The sequence below is a fragment of the Streptomyces sp. NBC_01571 genome (assembly GCF_026339875.1).
Classification (GTDB): Bacteria; Actinomycetota; Actinomycetes; order Streptomycetales; family Streptomycetaceae; genus Streptomyces.
The window spans coordinates 258,992-285,215 of the sequence record NZ_JAPEPZ010000003.1 but is presented as its reverse complement, the minus strand read 5'-3'; the positions used below and the strand labels follow the sequence as shown (position 1 = coordinate 285,215).

At 75.1% G+C, this 26,224-nt stretch carries 16 protein-coding genes; 14 read left to right on the top strand and 2 right to left on the bottom strand.

What is annotated here, in order from left to right:
• Positions 1-83: 83 nt before the first annotated feature.
• Positions 84-1,214 (bottom strand): ScbA/BarX family gamma-butyrolactone biosynthesis protein, encoded by a 1,131-nt coding sequence (locus OHB41_RS49305; RefSeq protein WP_266695918.1) that lies wholly within the window; start codon positions 1,212-1,214, stop codon positions 84-86.
• 1,504 nt (positions 1,215-2,718) lie between these two features.
• Between OHB41_RS49305 and OHB41_RS49300 the strand changes: the two genes are divergently transcribed.
• From OHB41_RS49300 to OHB41_RS49265, 8 genes are all read left to right on the top strand, one after another.
• The gene (locus OHB41_RS49300) at positions 2,719-3,777 is read left to right on the top strand and encodes a cytochrome P450 (RefSeq protein ID WP_323138445.1); all 1,059 of its coding nucleotides are present in this window, start codon (positions 2,719-2,721) and stop codon (positions 3,775-3,777) included.
• A gap of 1,622 nt (positions 3,778-5,399) precedes the next feature.
• Positions 5,400-6,086 carry a ScbR family autoregulator-binding transcription factor gene (locus tag OHB41_RS49295; protein WP_381240001.1) on the top strand — a complete coding sequence of 229 codons (687 nt, stop codon included), beginning with the start codon at positions 5,400-5,402 and terminating at the stop codon, positions 6,084-6,086.
• A gap of 534 nt (positions 6,087-6,620) precedes the next feature.
• Positions 6,621-7,298: a ScbR family autoregulator-binding transcription factor gene (locus tag OHB41_RS49290; RefSeq protein WP_266695916.1), complete on the top strand. Its 678-nt coding sequence runs from the start codon at positions 6,621-6,623 to the stop codon at positions 7,296-7,298.
• Positions 7,299-8,090: 792 nt separating this feature from the next.
• Positions 8,091-8,957 carry an AfsR/SARP family transcriptional regulator gene (locus tag OHB41_RS49285; protein WP_266695915.1) on the top strand — a complete coding sequence of 289 codons (867 nt, stop codon included), beginning with the start codon at positions 8,091-8,093 and terminating at the stop codon, positions 8,955-8,957.
• Positions 8,958-9,673: 716 nt separating this feature from the next.
• Positions 9,674-10,651 (top strand): SRPBCC family protein, encoded by a 978-nt coding sequence (locus OHB41_RS49280; RefSeq protein ID WP_266695914.1) that lies wholly within the window; start codon positions 9,674-9,676, stop codon positions 10,649-10,651.
• A 22-nt stretch (positions 10,652-10,673) separates the two neighbouring features.
• Complete coding sequence (locus OHB41_RS49275) at positions 10,674-12,308, top strand: hypothetical protein (protein WP_266695913.1); 1,635 nt, start codon at positions 10,674-10,676, stop codon at positions 12,306-12,308.
• Positions 12,305-13,408 carry a 4'-phosphopantetheinyl transferase family protein gene (locus OHB41_RS49270; protein WP_266695912.1) on the top strand — a complete coding sequence of 368 codons (1,104 nt, stop codon included), beginning with the start codon at positions 12,305-12,307 and terminating at the stop codon, positions 13,406-13,408. The genes OHB41_RS49275 and OHB41_RS49270 overlap by 4 nt, the downstream gene beginning before the upstream one ends.
• A gap of 339 nt (positions 13,409-13,747) precedes the next feature.
• A complete protein-coding gene (locus OHB41_RS49265) occupies positions 13,748-16,015 on the top strand; it encodes a condensation domain-containing protein (RefSeq protein WP_266695911.1) in 2,268 nt (755 codons plus the stop codon).
• Positions 16,016-16,906: 891 nt separating this feature from the next.
• Here OHB41_RS49265 and OHB41_RS49260 read toward each other — a convergent pair.
• On the bottom strand, positions 16,907-17,728 hold the full coding sequence (locus tag OHB41_RS49260; RefSeq protein ID WP_168525349.1) for an AfsR/SARP family transcriptional regulator: 822 nt from the start codon (positions 17,726-17,728) through the stop codon (positions 16,907-16,909).
• Between the two features lie 655 nt (positions 17,729-18,383).
• Between OHB41_RS49260 and OHB41_RS49255 the strand changes: the two genes are divergently transcribed.
• The 6 genes from OHB41_RS49255 (at position 18,384) to OHB41_RS49230 (ending at position 26,171) form a co-directional block, all read left to right on the top strand.
• Positions 18,384-18,581, top strand: a complete 198-nt coding sequence (locus tag OHB41_RS49255; protein ID WP_266695910.1) for an acyl-CoA carboxylase subunit epsilon — start codon at positions 18,384-18,386, stop codon at positions 18,579-18,581.
• Between the two features lie 35 nt (positions 18,582-18,616).
• Positions 18,617-20,203 carry an acyl-CoA carboxylase subunit beta gene (locus OHB41_RS49250; RefSeq protein WP_266705540.1) on the top strand — a complete coding sequence of 529 codons (1,587 nt, stop codon included), beginning with the start codon at positions 18,617-18,619 and terminating at the stop codon, positions 20,201-20,203.
• 412 nt (positions 20,204-20,615) lie between these two features.
• Entirely contained in the window at positions 20,616-21,440 is an 825-nt protein-coding gene (locus OHB41_RS49245) for an AfsR/SARP family transcriptional regulator (RefSeq protein WP_266695909.1), read from the top strand.
• A gap of 652 nt (positions 21,441-22,092) precedes the next feature.
• Positions 22,093-22,905: an acyl carrier protein gene (locus OHB41_RS49240; RefSeq protein WP_266695908.1), complete on the top strand. Its 813-nt coding sequence runs from the start codon at positions 22,093-22,095 to the stop codon at positions 22,903-22,905.
• Between the two features lie 15 nt (positions 22,906-22,920).
• Positions 22,921-25,230 carry a beta-ketoacyl synthase N-terminal-like domain-containing protein gene (locus tag OHB41_RS49235; protein ID WP_266695907.1) on the top strand — a complete coding sequence of 770 codons (2,310 nt, stop codon included), beginning with the start codon at positions 22,921-22,923 and terminating at the stop codon, positions 25,228-25,230.
• Positions 25,227-26,171: a 4'-phosphopantetheinyl transferase family protein gene (locus OHB41_RS49230; protein ID WP_266695906.1), complete on the top strand. Its 945-nt coding sequence runs from the start codon at positions 25,227-25,229 to the stop codon at positions 26,169-26,171. Before OHB41_RS49235 ends, OHB41_RS49230 begins: the two co-directional genes overlap by 4 nt.
• The last annotated feature ends 53 nt before the right edge of the window (positions 26,172-26,224 follow it).

The window sequence follows — 26,224 nt, the reverse complement described above, 5'->3', positions numbered from 1 at the left end:
GGTTGGGTGTGGGGGTTGGGTTGCGTGGGTGGTGGGGGTTGGTGGTGGGTTGGGTGTGGGGGTTGGGTTGCGTGGTTGGTGGGTTAGGGGTGGTGGGTGGGGGTGGTGGTGATGTGGGCGGTGAAGACGGTGTGGTTGTTTTGGTGGCCGGTGACGTGGATGGTGCGGGTGTTGGTGGGGGTGTTGGTGGGGGTGTTGGTGGGGGTGTTGGTGGGGGTGTTGGTGGTGGGGGTGGTGTGGGTTCGGTTGTTGTGGGTTCGGTTGTTGTTGGTTCGGTTGTTGTTGGTGGTGGTGTTTTGGTTGGTGTTTGGGGTGGGGGTGTCGCTGGTTGTGTGGGTGGTGATGTAGGTGGGGGTGTGGTGTTCGGTGTAGCGGTGGAAGGTGGCGTGGAGGGTGGTGAGGTGGGTGGGGGTGGGGTGGGTGTGGGTGTGGGTGGCTTGGCGGGCGGCTTCGAGGAGGACCATGCCGGGGATGTGGTCGGTGGTGTGGTCGAAGAGGATGGGGTGGTGGGGGTTGGGGGTGAGTTGCCAGGTGTGGGGTTGGGGGGTGGGGGTGAGGACGAGGTCGAGGGGGAGGTGGCGTCCGTAGGGGGTGGGGTCGGTGGGGGGTGTGGGGGGTGGGGTGGGTTGGGGGGTGGGTTGGGTGGTGTGGGGTTGGCGGAGGCGTTGGTAGGTGGTGGGGGTGAGGCAGGTGAATTGGCCGCCGCCGGTGGCGGTGGTGTGGCCGTTGCGGGTGATGTGGATGTGCATGGTGAAGTCGGCGAGGCGTTTGCCTTTGTAGCGGAGGGTGGTGCAGGTGGCGGTGAGGGTGAGGTCGGTGGGGGTGGGGCCGATGTGGAGGTGTTGGGGGTGGGTGGTGAGGTGGATGTTCCACATGAGGAAGTGGTGGTCGAGGGGGACGCCGAGTTCGGCGTGGGCGAGGTAGAGGCCGGTTTGGCGGATGGTTTCTGCGGCTTGGAGGGGGTCGTGGTGGGTGCCGTCGGGGGTGGTGTAGAAGGTGTGGGCGCGGGGCCATTGGGCGGTGAGGGTGTAGTGGTTGTCGCCGGTTTTTTCGCTGCCGGTGAGGAAGACCTCGGCGAGGCTTGAGCGGTGGACGTATTCGCGGGGGACGGTGGTGGTGAGGCGGGGCATGGGGGTGGTGGGGGCGGGGTGCGGGGGTGGGGTGGTGGCGGGTGGGGTGGGGTGGTTGTCCTGGTGGACGGTGAGCAGGGTCATGGGTGTCTCCGTTGCGCCGTTGGATGGGCTGGGATCGACCGTGCAGGGTCATAAGATACGAACCTACCGGTTTTCTTTTCAAGGGTGGGCGGGGAATTTCGCGGCCGGCGGTCGGGTGGAGGGTCCGGGCGGGCGGGGTGGCGGGGGTCGGTGGCCGGGGGCGGGCGGGGTGGGGATCTTTCCGGGTAAACGGGGGGTTGTATTCCGTTCTGGTGGTGTCTTCCGTGGGTGCGGGGTGCTGTGCGAGGCTCGGGTTCGGTGGCGGGGGTGGGGTGGGGCTCTCGCGGGTGGCGGGTTCGGGGGCTATGGTGAAACCGGCTGAGCGGTTTGGTTTGGGTGCTGTTTTGGGCGGGTGCGGGCCTGTGCCGTGGGCGTGGGCGTGGGCGCGTGCGCGGGTGTGGGTGTGGGTGGTGTGAGGGTTCGGGCCGGTGCTGTGGGTGGCGGTGCTGGTGGCGGGGCCGGGATGGTGCGGTGCTGGTGGTGTGGGGGGTCGGGGGGTGCCGGCCGGGGGTGGCCGTGCGGGGGTGCGGGGGGGTGCGGGTTGGGGGTGGCCGTGCGGGGGTGCGGGGGTCGGGGGGTGCGGGTTGGGGGTGGCCGTGCGGGGGTCGGGGCGGGCGTGGGGTCTGGTGCCGGTGTGGGTGTCGTGTCTGCTTCGTTCCTGGTGGGGGTGCGGGGGTGGTGCGTTGCCGGTTTCCTCGTGGTGGGGTGACGGGCCGTTCGGTGCCGGGCGGTTCGGTGCGGGGCGGTTCGTGGTGGCGGGGGTGTCGGGTGGTGCGTGGGTGCGGGGCGGCCTTGGTGGCGCTGGGTGTGCCGCGCCGTGCCGTGCTGTGTTGTGTTGTGGGCTGGCGTTTTGTGCCGGTTTTGTGTTGTTGGTGATTGTTTGTATTGCTGTGTTGGTTCGTGTCGTTGTGGTTTTTCCGGTGTTTTCGCTGTCTGCGGGGAGGGTCTGATGGTGCGTCGGCTGGATGGGCGTGAGCAGGGTCGCAGTGGGCTGGACGGGCTGGACGGGGGCGAGGCGGCCGGGGGCGGGGTGGCCGGGGGCGGGGTGGCCGGGACGGCCGGGAGTGAGGCGGCGGCGGTGGCTGGGTCGGGGGGCGGTGGGACGGCCGGGAGTGTGACGGCGGTGGCCGGGTCGGCGGGGTCGGCTGGGCTTGCGGGGAGTGAGGCGGCGGTGGTGGCGGGGCTGGCGGGGCTGGCGGGGAGTGGGGCGGGTGTGGGGGTGCTGGGTGGTCCGGGTGGGGTGGTTGGGGTGGGTGGTTCGGGTGGTGGGGGGTGTCCGTTTGTGTTGGATGTGTTGGGGCGGGATGTGCAGGGGGAGGCGGCTGTGTTGCGGGGGCGGGGTGCGGTGTCGCGGGTGGTGTTGCCGGGTGGGGTGGGGGCGTGGGTGGTGACGGATGCGGGGGTGATGCGTGGGTTGTTGACGGATGGGCGGGTGTCGAAGGATGCGTATCGGCATTGGCCGGCGTGGCGGCGGGGGGAGGTGTCGGGGAGTTGGCCGTTGGCGGTGTGGGTGTCGGTGCAGAATCTGGTGACGTCGTACGGGGCGGAGCATCGGCGGTTGCGGGGGTTGATGGCGTCGGCGTTCACGGCGCGGCGGGTGGCGTTGCTGGGGCCGCGGGTGGAGGAGATCGCGGGGGGTCTGCTGGATGGGGTGGAGGAGGCGGCGGGGCGGGCTGCGGGCGGGGTGGTGGATGTGCGGGAGTTGTTCGCGCTGCCGTTGCCGGGGCTGGTGATGTTGGAGTTGTTCGGGATTCCGGAGGAGTTCCGGGGGCCGTTGCGGGAGATCATTGACGGGTTTTTCGATACGGCGGTGTCGTCGGTGGAGGCGCAGGCCAATTACCGGGCGCTGTATTCGACGATGGGGGAGTTGGTCGCGTTCAAGCGGCGTTGTCCGGGTGAGGATCTGACCAGTGCGCTGATCGCGGCGGGTGATGCCGGTGGTGCGGGTGGTGCGGGTGGTGCGGGTGGTGCGGGTGGGGGTGGGGGGTTGGGTGGGAAGGAGCTGGTCGACAACTTGATCATGTTGTTGAGTGCGGGGTGTGAGCCGACGGTGAATCTGCTGGGCAATGCGGTGGCGTTGTTGCTGGGGGATGTGGGTCAGCTGGAGTTGGTGCGGTCGGGGCGGGCGTCGTGGGGGGATGTGGTGGAGGAGGCGGTGCGGGTGGAGGCGCCGGGGGCGAATGCGATTTTGCGGTATGCGGTGGAGGATGTGCGGGTGGGGGAGACGGTGATCGGGCGGGGGGATGCGCTGGTGATGTCGTTCGCGGCGGCGGGCCGGGATCCGGGGGTGCACGGGGAGGATGCGGATGTGTTCGATGTGACGCGAAAGACGCGTCGGGAGCATCTGTCGTTCGGTCATGGGGTGCATTACTGCCTGGGGGCGCCGCTGGCGCGGCTGGAGGCGGAGATCGCGTTGCGGGCGTTGTTCGGGCGTTTCCCGCGGATGCGGGCGGCGTTCGGGCCGGGGGAGCTGCCGCGTACGGAGTCGTTCATTTCGAACGGGCCGCGGGTGCTGCCCGTGGTGCCGGGCCCGGCGGCTCACCCGGCTGCTGCGGCCGGGTGAGCGACCGGGCCTGCCGGACTCCGCCAGGCCCGCCAGGGCCGCTTGGCTTGGTGGGTTTGGTGGGTTTGGTGGGTTGACCGGGGTGGGGGTCCTGGCCGGTGCCGGCCAGGGGCTGGTGCGGGGCGGTGTGTTGTCTGTTTCGCGGGCCGGGTCGCCCTGCGGGTGCGGTGTGTGTGGTGGTGGTGGCCGTTCTGGGGCGGTGGGCCGGGCGGTGCCGGGGATGGCGTGGGTCCGGGGGTGTCGGCTGCGTCAAGTTCCGTCATCCGGGCTTGCCTTGCCTCGTCGTGCCTTGTCTTGTCTCGTGGGGCCTGGTGTTGTCTTGTCTCGGGTTTGCCGGCTGTGGTGGGTGGTTGTCGGTGGCGGCCGCCCGGCGCTCTCCTTGTGGCTGTCTCGGGCGGGTTTTTGTGGGGCCGGCCGGTTCTGGCCTGTGGCTTGTCGCTGCTGTGGGCGCTGTGGGTGCTGTGGGTGGAGTGCGGGCTGAGGGGGAGGCTCCGGTCGGTGGTTGCCGGAGTTTTCGGCTGGTGCTGCCCGGACGGGGCCGGCGCCGGTGGGGGTGGGGTGCTGCTGGTTGTGACGGTGCGCGGGAGGCCGGGGGCGGGGGGTTTCGTGGCCGGTGGCCGGTCCGGGAGGCCGGTTGGGGGTTCGCGGACCGGGGGAAGGGTTCCGGTCCTGTCGGGTGCGGCCGGTCCGGGTGTTCGGGGGCCTGGTGCCGGGTGGGCTTGGTGGCGACCGTCTGCGTGACGTTGTGGGTGTAGGGGATTTTCCTGCTGTGTGAACCGGCCGGCGCCTGTGGTGTGTTGCGGTGCGGCCCCGGCAGGAGACGCGGGCACCCAGGGGTGCCGGGGTGCCCAGGGGTGCCGGGCGGCAGGGCCGGGGTGGGGTGGCAGACGTCGTTCTGCCGGGCCGTGTGCGGATGCGGTTTCTCCGGTGTGCCGGGCCGTGCGGGGAAGGGGCCCGGTGGTGCGCGGGTGCCGGTGTCCGCCCCGTCGTTGTCTGCGGTTGTCTGCGGTTGTGTGCTGTCTGGGCGGGTGGGTCAGGCGTCTTGGTCCCGGGGGGTGTGCTGCCGGGTGCCGGGGCGCCTGGGGGCTGTTGGCGGGCGGGCGGCTGGGTGGTGTTCGCCGGGGTTTTCGGGTGTGGGCCCGGCGGTGCGGGTGGTGAGCGTGGCGGCACGGGGTGGGGGGTGCGGGTGGGGTGTGGGCCGTGTCCGTTCCTGGTGTGGTCGGGTGAGCGTCTGGTTGTAGTGCCGGGGTCTGCCGTGCCGGGTGTTGGTTGTTGGGCTGTCGGGTGTGGGTGGGGGTGGCGGGTGGGGTTGTTGTGGGGTCGGGGTGTGCGGGTGTGGTGGTTCGGGGCGGGGCGGGGTGGGCGGGGACCGGTTGAATCCGGACTTCCGGTTGGGTGGGTGCGGGGGGTGGCGGGTGGGGGGTGGAGGTGTTGTCCGGCCCGGTGAGGGGGCGGGCGGGGCGGTGTGGTGCGGGGGTGGGCGGGGGCGGGGTTTTGAGCCGGGGCGGGGTGGTGGCGGGGGCGCCGCCCTTGTGAAAATACGGACTACCTGGTTTGGTTTGGAGTGGTTGCAAGGAAAACATCTTGCGATGGAGTGAGGAACGACCACTGGAGGGTTCGTGGTGCGGCAGGAGCGTGCGATTCGCACCCGGCGGGCGATTTTGAATGCGGCGGCGTCGGTTTTCGACGAGCGCGGGTATGAGGCCGCCACGATCGGTGAGGTGCTGACCCGGGCGGGTGTGACCAAGGGGGCTCTGTACTTCCATTTCCCCTCGAAGCAGGCGCTGGCGGAGGGGGTGCTGGCGGAGCAGTTCTCGGGTTTCACGCTGGCGCCCCGGGCGAGCAAGCTGCAGGAGCTGGTGGACATGGGGCTGTCGCTGGCGTACCGGATGCGCCGCAACCCGGTGGTCAGTGCCTCGGCGAGACTTTCGCTGGGCCAGGAGATGGGGGCCATCTTCGGCACCTGGACGATCACGACCTGGCTGGATGCGACGGAGAAGGTGCTGCGCGAGGCGCGGGAGCAGGGTGAACTGCTGCCGCATGTGGACCCGGCGGAGAGTGCGTGGGTGTTCTCGGCCGCGTGGACGGGTGTGCAGGTCTACTCCCACACGCTGGCGGGCCGGGAGGATCTGGAGCGGCGGGTCTCCGCGCTGTTCGAGCATCTGCTGCCGAGCATCGCGGTGCCCGCGGTGCTCGGCAAGCTGGTCACCGACCCGGCCCGGGCCGCCGAGGTCGCCGCCGAGGGCGAGCGGCTGGCCGCCGAGGCGGGAGAGCTGGGGGACCTGGACGAGGTCGCCGCTCCCGCCTGACCGCCTGACACCCGGCCCGCTCGCACCGCCCACCCCCAGACCCGCAGGCCCGCAGACCGGCAGGCCCGCAGACCGGCAGGGCGGCGGGCGGGCAGGCCGGCGCCCGTCCCGCACGGCCCTCCTCGCAGTCGTGGACCGGCCCGTGACTCGGGGCCCGTGCCTCGGCCTGTGGGCCGGTTTGTGTGTGCGGACCGGGCGGGGTGGCTTGTGCGGGATGGGCCGTGTGGCTGCCCGCGCGGTGTGCCGGTGCCGGTGCCGGTGCCGGTGCGGGCGGGGTGGGGTGCGGCCGGTTTCTGTTCCGTGGGGCTGTGTCCGGTGGCCGGGCGGCCGTTGGTGGGTGCCGGGGGCGGTGGCCTGGGGTTTCCGGGCCGGTGGCGGCCGGTGGCGGTGTCTGCGGGCCGGGGTGGGGCGGGGTGCCGGCGGGGCATCCCCGCAGTGAAACATACCGCGCGTGCGGTTTGGTAGGGTATGGCCTCGGAGTGCCCGGGGGTGTCCGCCGTGGCGGCGGCCGGTGCGGGCCCGGGAGGAGGCGGGATGGTCAAGCAGGTTCGGGCGGCACGTACGCGCCAGGCCCTGGTCCGGGCGGCGGCCGAGGTGTTCGCCGATGACGGGTACGCCCTCGCCTCGCTGCCGGCGATCAGCCGGCGGGCCGGGGTGAGTACCGGGGCGCTGCATTTCCATTTCCCGAGCAAGGATCTGCTGGCCCGTGAGGTGGAGGCGGCGGCGACCGTCTCCCTGCAGCGGCTGGCCGCGCGCCAGGACGCGCCGCCGGGCGGGGTGCCGGGCGGCCCCGCCGGAGCGGGTGCGGGGGGTGCGGCGCTGCGGTTGCTGGTGGAGGTCAGCCGTGACCTGGTGCTGGGGCTGTCGGCCGACCCGGTGCTGCGGGCCGGGTTCGGGCTGGGCGGTGATCCCTCGCGCAAGGGCGGTGAGGGGCCGGGCCGGTGGTGGAGCGAGTGGGTGCACGCGCTGCTGCGCGAGGCCCATGGTGCGGGTGAACTGGCGGAGGGGGTCTCCCCGGAGGCGGCCGCGGTGGCCGTGGTCGCCGCCACCCTCGGGCTGGCCGGTCTCGCCTCCCGCCACCGCTTCCACCTCTCCCCGCATCTGGTGGAACAGTTCTGGGCCCTGCTGCTGCCCGGCCTCGCCGCGCCCCCGCCCCGGCGCCCGGCACGGCCGGGCATACCCGCCGCCGAGACCGGCCCCGCCCCCCGCTAGCGGCCCCGCCCCCCGGCGGCGGATCTCCGGTCCCGCCCCCGGGCGCAGGCCGGTTCCGTCTGCGGCGGCAGGCCGAGTCCGCCTGCGGGCGGCGGACCGGTTCTGCCCGTCGGGGCGGGGATCCGGCTCGTTCCGTGCGGGGGACCGCACCCGCCTCCGGGTAAACAGACCGCATGGTCCGGCAATGGAGAGGTCAAGTCGTGCGGGGAGCGGGCCCGCAGGGCCGGTGTTCCGCCTGGCCGGGGCGTTGTGCGGCAAAAGTCGCGTTCCCTGGAGGGGGTCTCGAGTGCCGGCGGAGAGAAAACACGACGACCGGTTTGAGATTGACATACCGTCCATGCTGTTTTTTACTCGGGTGTGCCGGGAAGCACGGGGGCGGCGGTCAGTCCGCGGCCCGGCAAGTCCCGGCAGAACGGGGCCTGCTGACGGACCGGCAGAACCCTCGGCCGGCACACCTGAAGACGGCACACCTGAAGACGGCACACCTGAAGACGGCGGACCTGGAGCCCGGCGGACCTGGAGGCCGGCGGACCGGCTGGGCGGATGATCTGAGGATCTGACGCCGGCGGGTCTGAAGGCCGGCCGGCCGGTGACGAGCCGCAGAGCGGCCGGCGGGCCGGCGGCCGGCCGGACGGGCTCACGGGTCCTACCGGTCCGCGGGTTGGTGGGCCGGTGGGCCGGTACGGGGCCCGGGACCGGGCCGGCCGGCTCTGCGGCGGGCGGCGGGGCGGTGGTGGCCGGTGCGTGGCCGCGGGCTCTGGCAGATGGCAGCGAACGGACAGGGGAGACGGCGTGGACACCGACATACTCGGCACACTTGATGTGCGGGAGAAGGGCATCTCGATCACCCCGACCGCTCCCAAGCCGCGGCAGGTGCTGGCGCTGCTGGTGCTGCATGCCGACCAGATGGTGCCGGTGGGCATGCTGAGCGAGGAACTGTGGGGCGCGCAGCCGCCGCGCAGTGCACGGCCCACCCTGCAGACGTACATCCTGCAGCTGCGTGAGCTGATCACCGCGGCGCTGGAGAGGGATCCGGGCGGGCACCGTACGGCCAAGGACGTGCTGCTGACCGTGCCGGGCGGTTATCTCCTCAAGAGCGGTGAGGGCAGCAGTGACGTGCGGGAGTTCGAGCGGCTGGCCGGGCTGGGCTACCGGGCGATGGACGGGGCGGACTTCCCCGAGGCGGCCCGGCACCTGCGGGCCGCGCTCGCGCTGTGGAGCGGGCCGCCGCTGGCCGACGTGCAGGCCGGCCCGCACCTGGCCACCCAGGTCAAACGGCTGGAGGAGAGCCGGCTGTGCGCGCTGGACCAGCGCATCGAGGCCGATCTGCGCCTGGGCCGCCACCGTGAACTGCTCGCCGAGCTGACCGTGCTGGTCAGCCGGTATCCCACCCACGAGAGCCTGTGCGGGCAGTACATGCTGGCCCTGTACCGCTCCGGGCGGCGGGGCGAGGCCCTGGACGCCTACCAGCGGCTGCGGGCCACCCTGGTACGCGGTCTGGGCCTGGAGCCGTCGGCGGCCCTGGGCAAGCTGCAGCGTTCCATCCTGATGGCCCGGCCGGACGGCTCACCCGCCGCAACCGCCACGGCCGGATCCGGGTCCGCCGGTCCCGGTACGGGCCCCGCCGGGAGCGGACGGCTCGCCGCCCCGGTCGGCTGACCCACCCCCACCCCCACCCCGGCCCAGCACCGGCCCAGCACCGTCCCGCCCCGGCCCAGCACCGTCCCGCCCCCCGGGCTCCGTCTCAACCCCCTGGTCACCGGCCCCGATCCCCTGGCAGCGGCCCCCAACTCCCCGGCCCGGGGCTCTTGTTCCTCCCCGGGCGGGCCCCGGTGCCGAGAGGCACAGCCCGGACCGCCCGGACCGACTGGACCGTCCGGACCGACTGGACCGACTGGACCGCCAGGCCGTGCCGGGAAGTCCGGGCGGTCCGGTCCCTGGCGCGGGCCCCCGGGGTACGGGCATCTGGCCGGGGCTCGGCCGGGGGCGCGGTAGGGCTTGGCGTGGCGCGGGCCGCCCGCTCGGGGGCCTGGACATGCCGTGCCGCGTCGGCCGTGCGATACCGGCGGTGCCGTGCGAAGCCTGGGCCGGGCCGCGCGAAGCCGCTCCCCGCCAGTGCCGAGCCAGTACCTGTCGTGTCCCGTGCCGTGCATGCCGGTGCATGCCGGTGCATGCCGTGCGGGTCGGCCGGGTTGTTCGGGCCGGCGGGGTTGGCGGGGCCGGCGGGGTTGGCGGGGTCGGTGGTTGTTCGGGGTTCGGGGTTCGGGGTTCGGGGTGCCGGCCGGGGTGGCGGGGTGCGGGGGGTCGGTGCGGGCGCGAGGCGGGCTCGAGTGGGGTGGGGCAGGGTGGGGGTATCCGCAGGAGGAGGGGCAGGCATGTCGTCGCGCGTGCACGCCGGCGAGGACGCCGTGGAGGTGGCCGCTCCGGCCGGTGTGGTCTACGGCCTGCTGGCCGATGCCGTGCGCTGGCCGGTGTTCCTGCCCTCTCATGTGCACGTCGAGCGGCTGGACTTCGACGGCGTGCGGGAACGGCTGCTGGTGTGGGAGGTGGCCGACGAGGCGGGTGCCCCGGGCGGCCACGTCCGCTCCCGGCACACCCGGCGGGTCCTGCGGCCGCAGGACCGCAGTGTCGTCTTCGAGGAGGAGGACCAGGCCCGCCCGGGCATGGTGACCTCGGGGGTGTGGACGGTGCGCCCGGCGGGTGAGACCCGGTGCGTGCTGAGCCTGCGTCAGGAACGGGTGCTGCCCGTGCTGCTCGCCGCGGGCGACAGCCGCCTGCGCGGTGACGCGGCCGCCGGCGTACGGCGCCGGCTCGGCGAGGTCCGCGGGGCGGCCGAACGGTGGGAGGAACTCGACGAGCTGCTGCTGTCCTTCGAGGACCGGATCCGTGTCGAGGGCCCCGCCGAGCTGGTCTACGACTTCCTCTACCGGATCGGGGACTGGCAGGAACGGCTGCCGCACGTCGAGGGGACCCGCGTGCGCGAGGACGCGCCGGGCGTCCAGGTGGTGCAGGTGGACACCTGCGCCGCCGAGGACGCAGGGACCGTCACCACCCGGGCGGTACGGCTGTGTTTCCCGCACGCCGGTCGCATCGTCTACAAGGAGACCCTCACGCCCCGCCTGCTCGCCGCCCACAGCGGCGAGTGGTCCCTGCTGCCGGACGCCTCCGGGGTGACGGTCGTCGCCGCCCACCGGGCGATGCTCCGGCAGGACGCCGTCGCCCGGGAACTCGGCGAGAACACCAGCCTCCTGGAGGCCCGCCGGTACGTGCACGGCTGGCTGTCCCGGGCCGACAGACAGGCACTGGGCCTGGCCAAGTGGCATGCGGAGAGCACCGTCCGCCGTCTGCGATGAACAGATGAACAGGAGGCCGCCCATGGCCGTCACCCGTCCCGCCCCCCGCACCGTCCCCGCCGGCCTCCCGCCCGCCCGGCCCGGCCACGGCCAAGGCCAAGGCAGCGGCAGTGGCAGTGGCAGTGGCAGTGGCAGTGGTGCGGTGATACCCGGGCCCCGCCGGGGCGTCGCGCACCGCTATGCCGCACTGCCCCCGCCCCTGGAGGTGGCACTCGCCGCACTGCGCCTGGACGCCCTGCTCGGCGACCCCCGGGATGCCGCCAACCCCTACGGCCTGCCCGCCCTCACCACCACCCGTATCACCGGCAGCACCACCACCGGCAGCACCACCACCGGCAGCAGCACCACCCGCACCACCGGCAGCACCACCGGCAGCACCACCGGCAGCACCGCCGGCAGTGCGGGTGGTGCGGGTGGTGCGGGTGGTGCGGGTGGTGCGGGTGGTGCGGGGGAGGACCGGGCCGGGCTCCTGGCGGCGGCGGGCCTTGGCCGGATACGGGCCGCCGACCAGCTGGTCCGTGCCCTGCGGCCGGTCCTGCGCCGGGACGTTGCCCTGGGACAGGCCTGCGCATCGGCCGTGCGGGCGTGCCCGGTGCCCGCCGCCCTGCTGGGGCCGGCCGCGCTGCTGGCCGCCACCGGTACCGTGCTGCGCCAGGCCGCGCGGATCGTGGCCGGCCGCTGCCACAGCGAGCCGGCCCTGCGGCAGTGGCGGCCGGTGCTCGCCACCGTCTTCGCCGACCTGCTGGCCTGCGAGAGCCTGACCAGCGTGGCGCTGCGCCGCCCGATGCGTCCCGCGTCCGGTGCGCTGCTGCCCGCGGTGGCCGGCTACGTGGTGCCGACGGTAGTGGCGGACGTACTGGCCCAGCTCGAACTGGTGCTGACCGAGTGCGGCCACGGGCCCGCCGGTCCTGAGGGCCGCATGCTGGCGAAACTGGCCGGTGACCTCCCGGCGGCCGGCGTGGACGCGGCAGCCGCCGGGTCCTGGCAGACCCACCTGGTACGGGCTCTGCCGGCGCTGGCCGAAAGCCCCCGCCCCCCGCACCCCACCGCCCTCCCGGCCCTGTTCCGGCTCGCCGACCCCCACCCCGGCTCCGCCTCCGACCCCCACCCCGGCTCCGACCCCGCCGTCACCGCCGCGAACCGGCAGGACCGGCAGGAGCGGGACAGGGACGGGCAGGACAGGGACGGGCGGGGCGGGGACAAACAGGGCGGGGGCGGGCAGGGCGGGGACGGTGTGGTGCTGTCGGGGCTGCTGCGTGCTGCCGCCCGTGCGGGCGGCGGTGATCCGGACCGTGCCGCGCTGGCCGGTGCGGCCCGGCGGCTGCTGAGCGAGCAGCGCGCGCTGCGCCGTCCGTGCCGCGCGGCGGGCCAGGACGGTCCTGACGGTCCGGCCGTACGGGCGCTGGCGGACCGTCAGGCGCTGCTGTGGCTGGCCGCGGCCGTGCTCGGGGTCCAGGAGGCGGCCGACGACGGGCGCGGTCTGTTCCTGGGCGGCCCGCACTGGGCGCTGCTGGCACTGTCGGGCATCACCGAACGGCTCGGGGTGCCGCTGCCCGGCCCGGCCGCCGACCCGCGCGAACAGGTCTGGGCGGAACTCGCCGACCGGGTCCGGCACGGCGTGGACTGCGACATCTACGCGACCCGGCTGCTGTGGTGAACGGACACGGCCCGGCCGCCCCGGGCAGCACCGGCCCCGCCCGCCCCCGCCCGTCGTCCCGCCCGCACCCCTCCCACCCGGACGTCCCCGCCCCGGACGTCCCCGCCCCGGACGTCCCCGCCCCGGACGGGCCGGGCACGGGCGGGCCGGGTACGGGCGGCCCGGGTCTGCCGGAACCGGCGGAACTGGCGGAACCGGCGGATCTGGTGGGCCGGGTGGGCCGGGTGGGTCCGGGGGGCGGGCAGGGGCGGGGGAGCAGCGGGGGGCTGCTCGGGCCGCCGCTGCACGTGGCGGGTCCCGAGGGTCCCTGGGAGGAGGTCCATGACCAGCTCACCGGCCGCGGTCACGTCCTGGTGCACACCACCTGGGGGCAGTGGCTGGCGGCCGCGCTGCTGGATCCGGGACTGCGGGGCCTGCTCGGCCGTGACTGGCCGCGCTACCGGCAGACGGCCGCGCCGGCCGGCCGGCTGCGTTTCGCCGCCTCGCGGATGGTCCTCAAACACACCGCGGCCGCCGCCCTGCAACTGCCCGCGGACGCCCTCGACCTGGCCTACCGGCCCGGCGGCCGCCCCCATCTGCGCGGCCTGGCCGGCACCGAGGTGAGCCTGGCCCACACCGACGAGCTGATCGTGGTCGCCGTCAGCCGCACCGGGCCGATCGGGGTGGACGCCGAGCCCGTCACCCGCCGGCCGTCCTTCGAGCTGCTGCACCCCTACGTGTGCACCCCCGCCGAGGCCGCCGAACTCGCCGCGCTGCCCGAGGACGACCGCACGGCGCGGCTGCTGCACCTGTGGACGCTCAAGGAGGCCTACACCAAGGCACTCGGGCACGGCATGCGGCGCCGTTTCGCCGCGTTCGGCTTCAGCCGCGACGAGCAGGGCCGTACGGTCCTGGCCGACGAACCGGCCGGCGCGCCGCGGTGGATTCTCGCCACCCACCTCGTCCACGGCCGCTATCTGGTCAGTGCCGCCCACCATCCGCTGTTCCCGGTCGAGACCCCTTCGCGGCCCGCTCCACACCCGCTCGAGGAAACAGGCCTCCCACCTGCGGCGACGCTAGGCTGGCCGCTGCCGGGCAGCTCCGGCGCACAGCCGACATGACGAGAGGCGGGCGTCGTGAACCACCGTGCAGCCACCCCACCGCACACCGCCCCGCCCGCCCCCGCGCGGCCCCGTGCCGCCGGCGGCAGGCCGGGCGGCAGCTTTCGCCGCCGCCCGGCCGGATACCGGCCGGGCACCACGATCCCGCCTGTCCCCACGATCCCTTCGGCCCGCCCAGCCGTTACTGCCCGCCCAGCCGGTACTGCCGGGTGTGCCGGGTGTGTTGGCTGCGCGGGGCCGGTCCGGCCGGTCTGGCCGGTGCGGTGGGTGCGGTAGGGGGAGCGGGGGGCCGGTCCGCTGGTGTGCCGCGGGTGTGGTCCCTGGTTCGCGGGAGGGCGGATGAGCAGCCGGTACGCGCCGCGGGGCGCCGTTCTTGCCGTGGTCCACGAGCCGGGTACGCCCCCGCCGGGGGGCCCGCTCGTGCTGGAACTGTGCGGCCCGCTGGGCCCGGCCGACGCGGAGAGCGTCGCCGCCCGCCTCGCGCAGCGCCACCGTGCCTTCGACGTCGCGCTGGACAGTCACCGGCCCGGCCGTCACACCCTGCGCCTGACCCCGCCCGCCGGCGCGCCGGGCCCCGTCCCGCTGCCCGCGGAACTGCTGGCCGACGTGCTGGCCCCGCCCCCGCCGGGCGGTGAGGTCCTCCCGGTCACCGGACACCAGCAGACCCTGCTGATCGCGGCCCTCGCCCCCGCCGGCGCCACCGACCACACCGACCACATTGATCACACCGGCCCCGCCAACGGCACGGACAGCACCGGCGGTACGGACGGTTGGGACAGCACCGGCGGCGGGGACGGTACGGGCGGCGCGGGTGGCGGGGACGGTCAGCTGGAGCAGTTGTACTGGGACTGGTCCGGGCCGCTGGACGTGGCCCGGTTCGCCGCGGCGTGGCAGTCGGTCGTGGACCGGGAGTCGGTGCTGCGGGCCTGTTTCGACTGGGTCGCCTCACCGCGTCTGGTGCTGCACGCCCGCGCCGATGCCGACATCGCCGTCCACTCCCGTACCGCCGTCACCTGGGCGCGGCTTCTGCGGCGCGACCGGGCGCGGGGTTTTGCACTGCACCGGCCCGGCCTGCTGCGCCTGGCCCTGCTGCGGGGGGCGTCCTCGGCCGCGGTGCCGGCCCCGCCCCCGCGGGTGCTGCTGACCTACCACCCGGCGCTGCTGGACGAGCGGGGCGTGCACCTGCTGCTGCGGGAGTTCTACCGCGCCTACGCCGCGGGCGGTGTGCTGCCCGGCGGGGAACGCCGCCCCGACCTGCGTGATCACGCCCGCTGGCTGGCCGGCCAGAACACCGACGCCGCACGGCAGTTGTGGGCGCGGGCCGCGCCGCCGCGGCACGCCGCGACCCGTCCGGGCCGGGCGGGCGGGGAAACCGGGCAGCACGGGCCCGGACTCCTGCACACCCGGCTGCGGGCGGCCCAGACCTTCCGGCTGCGTTCCTGGGCGGCCCTGCGCGGCGTGGCGGAGAGCAGCGCCCTGCACCTGGTGTGGGCGCTGCTGCTGTACCGGGCGGCGGACGCGCAAGGTCCGCTGCCGGTGAGTTTCGGGGTGCAGCTGTCCGGCCGGGACATCGCCCTGCCGGGCGCCGCGGGCATCCCCGGCCCGCTGGACGGGCCGCTGCCGATGACCGTGACCGTCGACCCCGACGAACCCCTCACCAACCTGCTGCACCAGGTCCGCGACACACTCCTGGACCTGGCCGCCTATCCGTGGGCCGGCGCCGAGTCGATCCGCGCGTGGAGCGGCAGACCACCCTCCCCGCCCCCAGCCGTGTCCGGGTCCGTGTCTGCGTCGGTGTCGGGGTCGGGGGCGGGGTCGGGTCTGTTCGCCGACACGTTCACCGACCCCTGCGCCGACACCCTGGTGCGGTTCGAGGGCCCGCTCCTGCTGCCGCAGGCGCTGCGCGGTGAACTCGCCGCCCAGGGCATCGACGTGCAGAGCCCGCGCACCGCGGCCGGCGCCACCGGCCGGCCCCTGACCCTCACCGCCCGCCACGACACCGGGGGCGGTCTGGCCCTCACTGCCGTCTATGACCGGGCGCGCCTGGCCGACGAGGACGCCGCCGCCCTGCACGCCCAGTGCGTGCGTCTGCTGGGCGCGCTGCCCGGACACCGGGATGCCGCGGCCACCGCCGGGCAGCTGCTGGACGTGCTGGCCCGGGCCGCGGTCCCGCGCATGGCCCGCCCCGCCCCGCCCCCGCCGCGTCCCGCGCTGAGCGTGCTGCGGCCCGGACACCCCCACGCGGACGTGATCTGCCTGGTCGTCGTCCCCGGTGTGCCCAGGGGCGGTTACGACCTGTTCGTCCGCGGCCACCGGGGCCCGGAGAAGATCGTGGCCGTGCACGCCGACGGTGCCCCCGGCGCCCCGCAGGCCGTACTGCACCAGGCCCGGGGGCCGGGCCGGCGGCTGGTGCTGTGCGGGTGCGGGCCCGGCGGGCGGGCGGCCTACGAACTCGCCCAGCACATGCCGTATGCCGCCGGCCCCGCTCCGGCCGTGGTCATGACCGGCATCGGCGATGCCGCCGCCAGCGCGTCCGCCCTCGCCCGCGGCGTCCGCGCCGTCCTCACCCCGCCCCCTGAACCCCGCCCCCTGAACCCCGCCCCCTGAACCCCGCCCCCTGAACCCTGCCCCCCTGAACTCCGCCCTTTTGAACCCGGCCCCGGGCCGGCGTCGCGCGCAAGTCCGGTGAGCGCAGGGCGCTGCCGGGGCGGGGGCAGGGCGTTGCCCGGGCGGGCGCACCAGCGGCCCCGCCGCCCGCGCGAAGCAGCGGGGTCCACGAAGCAGGGGGCCCGCGAAGGAGGGGGCCGCGAAGGAGGGGGCCGCGAAGGAGGGGGCCGTGAAGGAGGGGGCTGCGGCGGTGTGTTCGCGCCCGGCCGCCCCGGGCGGGCCGGGCGGGCCGGGCGGGGCGCGGACGGCGGTGTCCCGGCGGCCACCGCTGCGCGGCGCTGCCGGGACACCGCCGGGGCGGACCGTCCCTGCCGTCGTTGCCCGCCGCCGTTGCGGCAGGTTCGGGGACCGTGGGCGGACCCGCACGGCACGGATGCGCCCGTACCCCGTTCCCGTCGAGGAGTTGAAGGGCCGGGGAGAGCGCGCCGGTTCCGCGGGGCATCCGCACGCGCCCAAAACGGCCCGGTGCCGGCACCGCCCGGTCCCGGCACCGCCCGGCATCGGGCCGAGCCGGGACCGGGCGGGGAAGTCACGCGGCCCCCGCGCCCCGCGCCCCGCGCGGCCCCCGGCCCGTGGCGGGCGGAAATGCAGGCGGCCCCCCGCGCCCCGCCCAGACCCGGTGCCGAACCAGCGCCGGGGCCGGGGCCGGGGCCGGGGTCAGGGGCGGGGGTGGCGGGCCCGGGCCGGTTTCCTGTCGTGCTGTCACCGGCCGGTCGGGGGCCGCAGGCTGCCCGGCGGCGGCCGTGTCGCCCGTCCCCCGCCTCCGCCTCCGTCCACGCTCCCGTTCCCGCTTTCGCCCCTCCTGCTCGCGGGTTCGGCTCGGGCTCGGGCTCAGGCCGTGAACAGGTCGTAGGTGGAGCTGTGGCGCGGTCCGGCCAGTACGTCCAGCTGGGGGTCGACGGTGAGGACGGCCTGGTGCAGCCGTTGCAGCTGGGGGGAGGGTTCCACGCCCAGGTCCTCGATCAGCCGGACCCGCAGTCTGCGGTAGACCTCCAGGGCGGAGGCCTGCCGGCCGGAGCGGTAGAGCGCCACCATGGCCTGCGAGTGCAGCCCCTCGTGCTGGGGGTGACGGGCGGTCAGTTCGATGAGTTCGGCGATGAGTTCGGCGTGCCGGCCCAGCCGCAGGTCGGCGTCGATGCGCCGCTCCACGGTGACCAGCCGGCTCTCCTCCAGCCGGACCACCTCGATCTCCAGGACCGGCCCCAGGCGTACGTCGACCAGGGCGGGTCCCTCCCACAGTCCCAGGGCCTCGCGGAAGCGGGCGGCGGAGACCTCGTCGTCGCCGCTCTCGAACGCGGTCTGTCCCTCCCGTGTCAGCCGGTCGTACTGGTGCACGTCGACGCTGTCGGGCGGGATCTGCAGCAGGTAGCCGCCGTGCCGGGTGGCCAGTACCTCCTTGGCGCCGCCCGGCGCGCCGGGCCCCATCGCGGTGCCCAGCCGCCGGCGCAGCTGCAGGATGTAGGTCTGCAGGGTCGTCAGTGCGCTCTGCGGGGGCTGCGTCGCCCAGATCTCCTCCATGAGGGTCGGGACGGGCATCACCCGTCCGGGATACAACGCCAGCAGCGACAGGATCTGCCGCGGCTTGCCCGCGCTCGGAACGATGGATCCCCCGTTGACCTCGGCACTCAACGGACCCAGAACCTGAATCCTCACCGGTCTCCTCCGTATGTCGTCGAGCTCCTTGTCCCGTTCCTTTTTGTGGCCAGAAATCCGCGCCGCCGCTCACGCTAGCCGCGGCCGTCCCTCCCCAGCGATTTCCTGGAGCCGTTCTCGAGCGGACTTCCAAGTCCGGTGTCACGCCCGCTGTCCGGGGCGCTGGAGGACGCTTGCAGCGCGGCTCGAATCGAACTCCTGATTCCGCCGTCGCCGCACTCCAGACGGTTACCGTCGGCCATTTCCACGCGCCCGCGCCGCTGCCGGCGGCATCCGTAATCACCGCCGCGGGCGCCGTCAAGACATCACGTCCGCGCCCCGCCCCGCACCCGCCGCGCACCGGAGCGCACGCCCCGCCCCCGCGCTCCCGGCCCGCCCCGCCGGACACCTCCCGCCCGCCCCGCACCCACGGCAACTGGCCGAAGCGTTTCCCCCCGCCCCGCCCCGCCCCGCCCCGGCCGTCCCGTCCCGGCCTGTGCTGCTGCGTGCGGGCCGTGTCCGGCCGCCGCGGCCCCGCGGCGCGGGTGTGCCGGGCCGTCCTGTGGTCGCGGGCGGCGGCGTGGAGCGCTCTTCAAGCGCAGTGAGAGCGGTTCTTGAGCGCGGTGACCGATGGTGTCCCCCAAGGCTGAAGAAGAAGGAGGAGGAGGGAGGAGGTATGGGCACCCCGAACCAGTACGAGCCCGTCCTGCGCGTGGAACGCGGGCGGGCCGGCGAAGAGGAACTGGCCGCACTCACCGTGGTGCTGCTCGCGCTCAGCGCGGGCGGCGCACCCGCCCGCCGGGGCAGGCCGGTCAACGGCTCCCGCTGGTGGAGGAGGCCCCGGGCCTACCGCGGCCCGCGCGGCTGGCAGTGATACGGACCTCGCCCAGAAAGGGATCTGACATGGCAATGACCACTGCCCCCGCCCCCGTCGAGCCGGGGCCGACCGACATCCGCGGACGCGTGGCGGAACTGCACGCGATCCGTGAGGCGGCCCGGCTGGGCCCCAGCGAGAAGGCGACCGCCGCCCAGCACGCCAAGGGCAAGCTGACCGCCCGGGAACGCATCGCCCTGCTGCTGGACGAGAACAGTTTCCAGGAGGTCGAGCAGCTGCGCCGGCACCGGGCGACCGGCTTCGGCCTGGAGGCCAAGAAGCCGTACACGGACGGTGTGATCACCGGCTGGGGCACGGTGGAGGGCCGTACGGTCTTCGTCTACGCCCACGACTTCCGTATCTTCGGCGGCGCGCTCGGCGAGGCGCACGCCACGAAGATCCACAAGATCATGGACATGGCCATCGCGGCCGGGGCGCCGCTGGTCTCCCTCAACGACGGCGCGGGCGCCCGGATCCAGGAGGGCGTCTCCGCGCTGGCCGGCTACGGCGGCATCTTCCAGCGCAACACCAAGGCCTCCGGCGTCATCCCGCAGATCTCGGTGATGCTCGGCCCGTGCGCGGGCGGCGCGGCCTACTCGCCGGCCCTGACCGACTTCGTGTTCATGGTCCGTGAGACCTCGCAGATGTTCATCACCGGCCCGGACGTGGTCAAGGCCGTCACCGGCGAGGAGATCAGCCAGAACGGGCTCGGCGGCGCCGACGTGCACGCCGAGACCAGCGGCGTGGCCCACTTCGCCTACGACGACGAGGAGACCTGCCTCGCCGAGGTCCGCTACCTCCTGTCGATGCTCCCGCAGAACAACCGCGAGAACCCCCCGCACACCACCGCCCACGACCCGGCCGGCCGGCGCGGCGAGATCCTCCTCGACCTGGTGCCCGCGGACGGCAACCGGCCCTACGACATGACGAAGGTCATCGAGGAACTCGTCGACGACGGCGACTACCTCGAGGTCCACGAACGCTGGGCCCGCAACATCATCTGCGCGCTGGCCCGCCTGGACGGCCAGGTGGTGGGCATCGTCGCCAACCAGCCGCAGACCCTCGCCGGCGTCCTGGACATCGAAGCCTCCGAAAAAGCCGCCCGGTTCGTGCAGCTGTGCGACGCCTTCAACATCCCCATCCTCACCCTGCTGGACGTGCCCGGCTTCCTGCCCGGCGTGGACCAGGAGCACGGCGGGATCATCCGGCACGGCGCGAAACTCCTGTACGCGTACTGCAACGCGACGGTGCCGAGGATCTCGCTGATCCTGCGCAAGGCGTACGGCGGTGCCTACATCGTGATGGACTCCCAGTCCATCGGCGCGGACCTCACGTACGCGTGGCCCACCAACGAGATCGCCGTGATGGGCGCCGAGGGCGCCGCCAACGTCATCTTCCGCCGCCAGATCGCCGACGCCGCCGACCCCGAGGCCATGCGCGCCCGCATGGTCAAGGAGTACAAGGCGGAACTCATGCACCCCTACTACGCGGCGGAGCGCGGCCTGGTCGACGACGTCATCGACCCCGCCGAGACCCGCGAGGTCCTCATCCGCGCGCTGGCGATGCTGCACGCCAAACACGCCGACCTGCCCTCCCGCAAACACGGCAACCCCCCGCAGTAACCCCGCGGACCGGCCACGGCGCACCCGCCCGCACCGCCCCGCACCGCCACGGCACCCGCCCGCACCGCACCCGCCCCCGCGCCCCTGCACTTCCCGCCCCCCGCACTCCCCGCCGCTCCGCTTTCCGCCCGGCATTCCGCACCAGGAGCAGACCCCACGGTCTGCTTTGCGGGACGCCGACCGGTCCCGCCCCGCCGCTCCCCGCCCCACCGGAGCGGGCCGGAACAGGCCGGAACCGGACCGGAGTTGCGCAGGACGCCTGGCAGCCGCCCCTCCCCGGCGGCGCACGGGCCGCGGACGGACAGCCTCCCCCACCCCCATTAAAACAGCACGACCGGTCGGGTATTGACAGACCGGATGCGCTGTTTTGTAATCGGGGGTGCGGCACGGGACACCGAGCAGGGGAGACGGCGTGGACATCGACGTACTGGGCGCACTGGCAGTGCGGGAGAACGGGGTGTCCATCACCCCGACGGCGCCGAAACCGCGGCAGGTCCTGGCGCTGCTCGCGCTCCGTGCCGACCAGGTGGTGCCCGTCGCGGCCCTCATCGAGGAACTGTGGGGCAACTCCCCGCCGCGCAGCGCCCGTACCACCCTGCAGACGTACGTGCTGCAGCTGCGCGAGCTCATCGCGCAGGCGCTCGAGCACGGCCGCAGCGGCGCCAAGGACGTCCTGATGACCCTGCCGGGCGGCTATCTGCTCGTCTCCGGCGGCGGCAGCAGCGACGTGCGCGAGTTCGAGCGGCTCGCGGGGGAGGGCTACCGGGCCATGGACCAGGGGGCCTTCGCCGAGGCGGCCCGCACCCTGGCCGGGGCGCTGCGGCTGTGGACGGGGGCCGCGTTCGCCGACGTGCAGGCCGGGGCGCAGCTGGCGATGGAGACCCGGCGGCTGGAGGAGAGCCGGCTGTGCGCGCTGGACCAGCGCATCGAGGCCGATCTGCGGCTGGGCCGCCACCGTGAACTGCTGCCCGAACTGACCGTGCTGACCAGCCGTTACCGCACCCACGAGAACCTGCACGCGCAGTTCATGCTGGCCCTGCACCGCTCCGGCCGGCGCAGCGAGTCGCTCAGCGTCTACCACCAGCTGCGCGCCACCCTCGTCAACGACCTGGGCCTGGAGCCCTCGCCGCGGCTGCGGCGGCTGCAGCACTCCATCCAGACGGCGGCGCCGGAGACGGCGGCGGCGCCCGCACCGTTCGACGGCGCGGGACCCCCCGCGCCCGCACGGGCCCGCTGAACCCGCACCGCCCACGCGGCGGCGGCACGGGCCACCGCCGTGCGGGCGGCCGGCAGCAACTGCGCCGGACTGCAAGGCGGTTCGGCACCTCGGGCCGCCCGGGCACCTCGGGCACCTCGGGCACCTCGGGCACCTCGGGCACCTCGGGCCGCCCCGACCGTCCGGCCGCACCGACCGTCCGAGCGGTGCGGACGGGCCGGATGGTGCGGACGGACGGAGCGGATGGTGCGGACGGACGGGGTGGGTGGTGCGGGTGGTGCGCGGGCTGCCCGCGGATGCGGGAAGCGGCTGAACGCGCCGTATCCGCGGGCCGGATGGACGGCACCCCCGGCGCCACGGGACCAGTGGCGCGACTCCCCTGCCCGGACCGCGGGTCGCCTGCCGGACGGGCCCGGCGGGCGCCGCACGCAGCCCATGCCCGCCGGGAGACCGGCGCGCGGGCCGGCAGCCGCCGTTGCGGCTGCCGTGGGCGGGCAGGGGCAGGCAGGTGGGCGGGCGGCTCATTCTTTGGGCGGAGGGTTTGGGCGCCGGCTGGTTCCCGGGAGCCAGTCGCCTTCGGCGGGATCACCACGGCCGGGGATGTGGCGCGGTGGCGGCGGCGCCCACAATGCCAGGACGGCCACCCGGGATCCGACCCTTGGAGACGCCCACCATGACCTCCGCCCCTCATCCGCACACGGCCTCGCCGACGCCGGCGGCCGACGTGCTCGCCGAGCTCACCGCGGTACTGGCGGGCATGATGCGGGTCGAGCCGCAGTCCCTCGACACGCAGGAGTCCTTCCGGCTGCTGGGCCTGGACTCGATGCTGTCCCTCGAGTTCGTCGCGGCGCTCAACGCCCGTTACGGCACCCAGATTGCGGCCACCGCGCTGTACGACCACCCCACCCCGGAGGCACTGGCCCGGCACGTCGCGGCCGAACTCGCCGCGCCCGGGCCCCTGCCGCGCACCGGCCCCGCCCCGCGGCACGGTGACGGGCAGCCCGACCCGGTCCAGGCCCCGTCTCAGGCTGCGGCTGCGGTGCGCGGTGCCGGCCCGTGGCCCGTCGCGGGGCCGGACACCGTCACCGACACCCTGCGCACGCAGCTCGCCGGGATCCTGCACTGCGCCGCGCAGGACATCGACGTGAGCGCGCCGTTCGCCGCGCTGGGACTGGACTCCATCCTGGCCGCGGAGTTCCTGGCCGGCATCAACCGCACCTACGGCCTCAGCGAGCAGACCGACCTGCTCTACGACCACCCCGACCTCGCGGCCATGGCCGCACACGTCACCGCGCAGGTGACGGACACCCGCACCACCGGCCCCGCACCCGCGTCCGGCTCCGCACCCGCACCCGCGTCCGGCCCCGCCCCCGCGCAGCCGCCGCGGGCCGTGGAGATCGACCTGAACGCCCTGCTGGACGCGGTGCGCGACGAGGTGCTCAGCATCGACGAGGCGGCTGCCCTGCTGGCGGCCCGTTCCGCCTGACACGAAGGGCACACGGTGACGGACACCCGCGAGATCCTGACGCGGTTCAAAGGCGGCACCCTGCAGCGCGAGCACGCCGTGGCCCTGCTGCGCGGCGCCGCATCGCCGGCCGGAGCACCGCCGCGGCCCGGCCCCGCGGTGCGGCCCGCGGCGGAGCGTGAACCACCGGCCGGCCCCGGTGCCGGCGGCGCCGAGCCGTGCGCCGTCGTGGGAATGCAGGGCTGTTTCCCGCACGCCGACGACCTGGACGCCTTCTGGCGCCACGCCCTGGAACAGCACACCCCCACGGCATCGTCCCCGCGGGGAGGGGACCGATTCGCGGACGGCATCCGGGAGTTCGACGCCGGCCTGCTCGCCCTGTTCGGCCTCGACACCGCCGGCGCGGCCGTCCTGGACTCCCGTGAACGCCTGCTGGCGCGCAGCGCGTGGCAGACCCTGGAGAGCGCCGGATACGCCGGAGTACGGACCGACCGGCTCACCGGCCCCGACCACGCAGGGCGCAGCGTCGGTGTCTACCTCGCCGCCGGCCCGGCAGACAACGCGCCGGGCGGGGACACGCCGGGCGGGCCCGGACCGGCCGGGCGGCTGTCGCGGCTGCTCGACCTGCGCGGGCCCAGCCTGAGCGTCGACACCGGCGCGTCCTCCTTCCTCACCGCGCTGCACCTCGCACTCGGCGCGCTGCGCGCGGGGGAGTGCGAGGCGGCGCTGGCCGGCGCCGTCGAGCTGCCACCGCGTCCGGCACCTCGGCCGCCCCGCACCGGCACCCACATTGACACCGGCACCCACACCGACACCGGTGCGGGCACGGATGCCGGTGTCGATGCCGATGGTGGGGGTGGTGGTGTCGGGGACGGTGGCGGGGGAGTGGTGGTCGTGCTGCTCAAGCCGCTGGCCGCGGCCCGTGCCGCCGGGGACCGCGTGTACGCGGTGATCCGCGCCGGCGCGGCCGGTCACCCGGGCCGCCTGGGAGCCGTACCGCACCACGCCCGGCTGGTCGGCCGGGCGCTGGCTGCGGCCGGCCTGACCGCCCCGGCCGCCGATCCGCACGGGACGCGCACCGGGCCGCCGCCGCAGATCACTCGGCAGCCGGCGCCGGCCGCCGCCCCCGGTCCGGACGGCCCGGGGGCGGGCCTGGTGGCGGGGGCCGGACTGGAGGCGCTGGGCATCGCTGTGCGGGAGAGCGCCCGGACGGCGGACCCGGCGGGTGACACGGGGGACGGCCCGGGGGTGGTCGCCGGGGCGGCCGCCCTGGTCCGTGCCGTGGGGCAGTTGCGCCACGCCACGCTGCTGCCCGGGCCCGGCCGGGCGGCGCCCGCCGGCTGGGAGCCGGCCCGCCGCGACGACGGCACCACGGTGCCCCGCAGGGCCCTGGTCGGCGTGTCCGGGCCGCCGGCCGCGGACGCCGTGCTGGTCGTGGAGGAGGCACCCCCCGCCCACCGTCCCCCCGCGCGGCCCGCCCGCCGCCCCGCAGACGCGGAACTGGTACTGCTGTCCGCCGCCACGCCCCGGCAACTGGCCGCCACCGCGGCGCGGTTCGCCCGCTGGCTGACCGGCGCCGCTGCGCACGGCGGCCCGCCCGGAGCGGACCTCGCCGCGGTCGCGCACGAACTGCGGCTGGGACGCGCGGCCCTGCGCTGCCGTCTGGCGGTGGTCGCCCACACGGTCACCGGCCTGGCCGCACAGCTGGCCGCCTTCGCCGAGGCCGCCGGCCCCGGCCGGCACCCGGCGGGCGTACACAGCGCCGACCTGCGCGACGCAGGCGACCCGCTGCTGCTCGACGGGCTCGCGGAGACCCGTACCTACGTGGCCGCCCTGTGGCAGGGCGGCCGCCTCGAACAGCTGGCGCGGCTGTGGCTGGCCGGCACCGACATCTGCGCCGTACTGCCCGCGCACCCCGGATCCGCGGGCATCGAACTGCCCCCCACCGTCCTGCAACCCCAACCCCAGCCCCAACCCCAGCCCCAACCCCAGCCCCAACCCGAGCCCCAACCCGAGCCCCAACCCGAGCCCCAACCCGAGCCCCAACCCGAGCCCCAACCCGAGCCCCAACCCGAGCCCCAACCCGAGTCCGAGCCCCAACCCCAGTCCGAGCCCCAACCCCAGCCCGAGCCCCAACCCCAGCCCGAGCCCCACTCTCAGCCTGAGCCCCACTCTCAGCCCGAGCCCGAGCCCGAGCCCGAGTCTCAGGTCCACGCCCGGTCTCAGGTGCAGTTCCGGTCTCGACGCGGGCCTCAGGAACGGCCGGTGGAGTCCGGCCCGGACGCGACGGCGTCCGGCGCGGGTGTGCCCGCACCCGACGGCGGCACGGACGGAGCACGGCGGTGACCGCACCCCTGACATCCCCGCCCCCGTCACCGTCGCTGTCCGCGGTCGCACCCTCGTCCTCGTTCCCGGCCCCGGCCCCGGCTCCGGCCCTGGTCCCGGCGTCCGTTCCGGTTGGCGTCGCGGGTGCGGACGCGGGCACGGACGAGCCGGTCAAGCTGTGGCTGTGTCCCAACGACGGCCTGCCGCCCGCGGTCGCCGGCCTGCTCGCCGCGCACTGGCTCGACGCGCAGGAGCAGAAGACCGCGAGCCGTTTCCTGTTCGAACGCGACCGGCGCCAGTACCTGCTCGCGCACACCCTGGTGCGGCGCGCGCTGGCGCTGGAGGCGGGCCTGGCCGAGGCCGAGCTGGTCATCTGGCGTTCCGCGCGGGGCCGTCCCTTCCTGCGGCCCGCTCCGGGTGAACTGCCGCGCGGCGGAGCGCAGTTGGACTTCAACCTCTCCCACGCGGGCGGCTACAGCCTGCTGGGTATCGTGCGCCGCCACCGCATCGGTGTGGACGTGGAGCGGCTGGAGGACCGGGACGAGCGGGCCATCACCACCATCGTGCGCACCTTCGCCGCCCCGGAGCGGGAGTGGGTCGAGCAGGCGGCACAGGGCCCGGACCGCGACCGGCGGGCACTGCGGGTGTGGACGCTCAAGGAGGCCTACTCCAAGGCCCGCGGGCTCGGCCTGGGACTGCCCTTCGACGCGTTCGTCTTCACCCTGGACGACGAACGCGGCGTACGCGCCTTCACGCCGCCCGCCGACGACACGGCCCGCCCGTGGCGGTTCGTCGAACTGGAGCCGGTGCCCGGCGTGCTGGTCGCCGTCGCCGTGCCCGCCGACGCGGCCCAGGACCCGGTGCTCCACCTCGGCTACGGCTTCCCCTGGAGCCGCTCGGAGCTCCGCAGTTTCCCGCTGCCCCGGCCGGTGGGGGGCCGCCTGGCCGCGGTCCCGGCGTGACTTCCCGGGCCGGTGCGGCGGCCCGGGGGCATCTCCAGCGGGCTTCGAAGACC

Excerpts from the sequence above, each read along its gene's own strand:
- OHB41_RS49305 (WP_266695918.1), bottom strand. The coding sequence starts at position 1,214 with ATGACCCTGCTCACCGTCCACCAGGACAACCACCCCACCCCACCCGCC.
- OHB41_RS49290 (WP_266695916.1), top strand. The coding sequence starts at position 6,621 with ATGGTCAAGCAGGTTCGGGCGGCACGTACGCGCCAGGCCCTGGTCCGG.
- OHB41_RS49280 (WP_266695914.1), top strand. The coding sequence starts at position 9,674 with ATGTCGTCGCGCGTGCACGCCGGCGAGGACGCCGTGGAGGTGGCCGCT.
- OHB41_RS49275 (WP_266695913.1), top strand. The coding sequence starts at position 10,674 with ATGGCCGTCACCCGTCCCGCCCCCCGCACCGTCCCCGCCGGCCTCCCG.
- OHB41_RS49265 (WP_266695911.1), top strand. The coding sequence starts at position 13,748 with ATGAGCAGCCGGTACGCGCCGCGGGGCGCCGTTCTTGCCGTGGTCCAC.
- OHB41_RS49255 (WP_266695910.1), top strand. The coding sequence starts at position 18,384 with ATGGGCACCCCGAACCAGTACGAGCCCGTCCTGCGCGTGGAACGCGGG.
- OHB41_RS49250 (WP_266705540.1), top strand. The coding sequence starts at position 18,617 with ATGACCACTGCCCCCGCCCCCGTCGAGCCGGGGCCGACCGACATCCGC.
- OHB41_RS49240 (WP_266695908.1), top strand. The coding sequence starts at position 22,093 with ATGACCTCCGCCCCTCATCCGCACACGGCCTCGCCGACGCCGGCGGCC.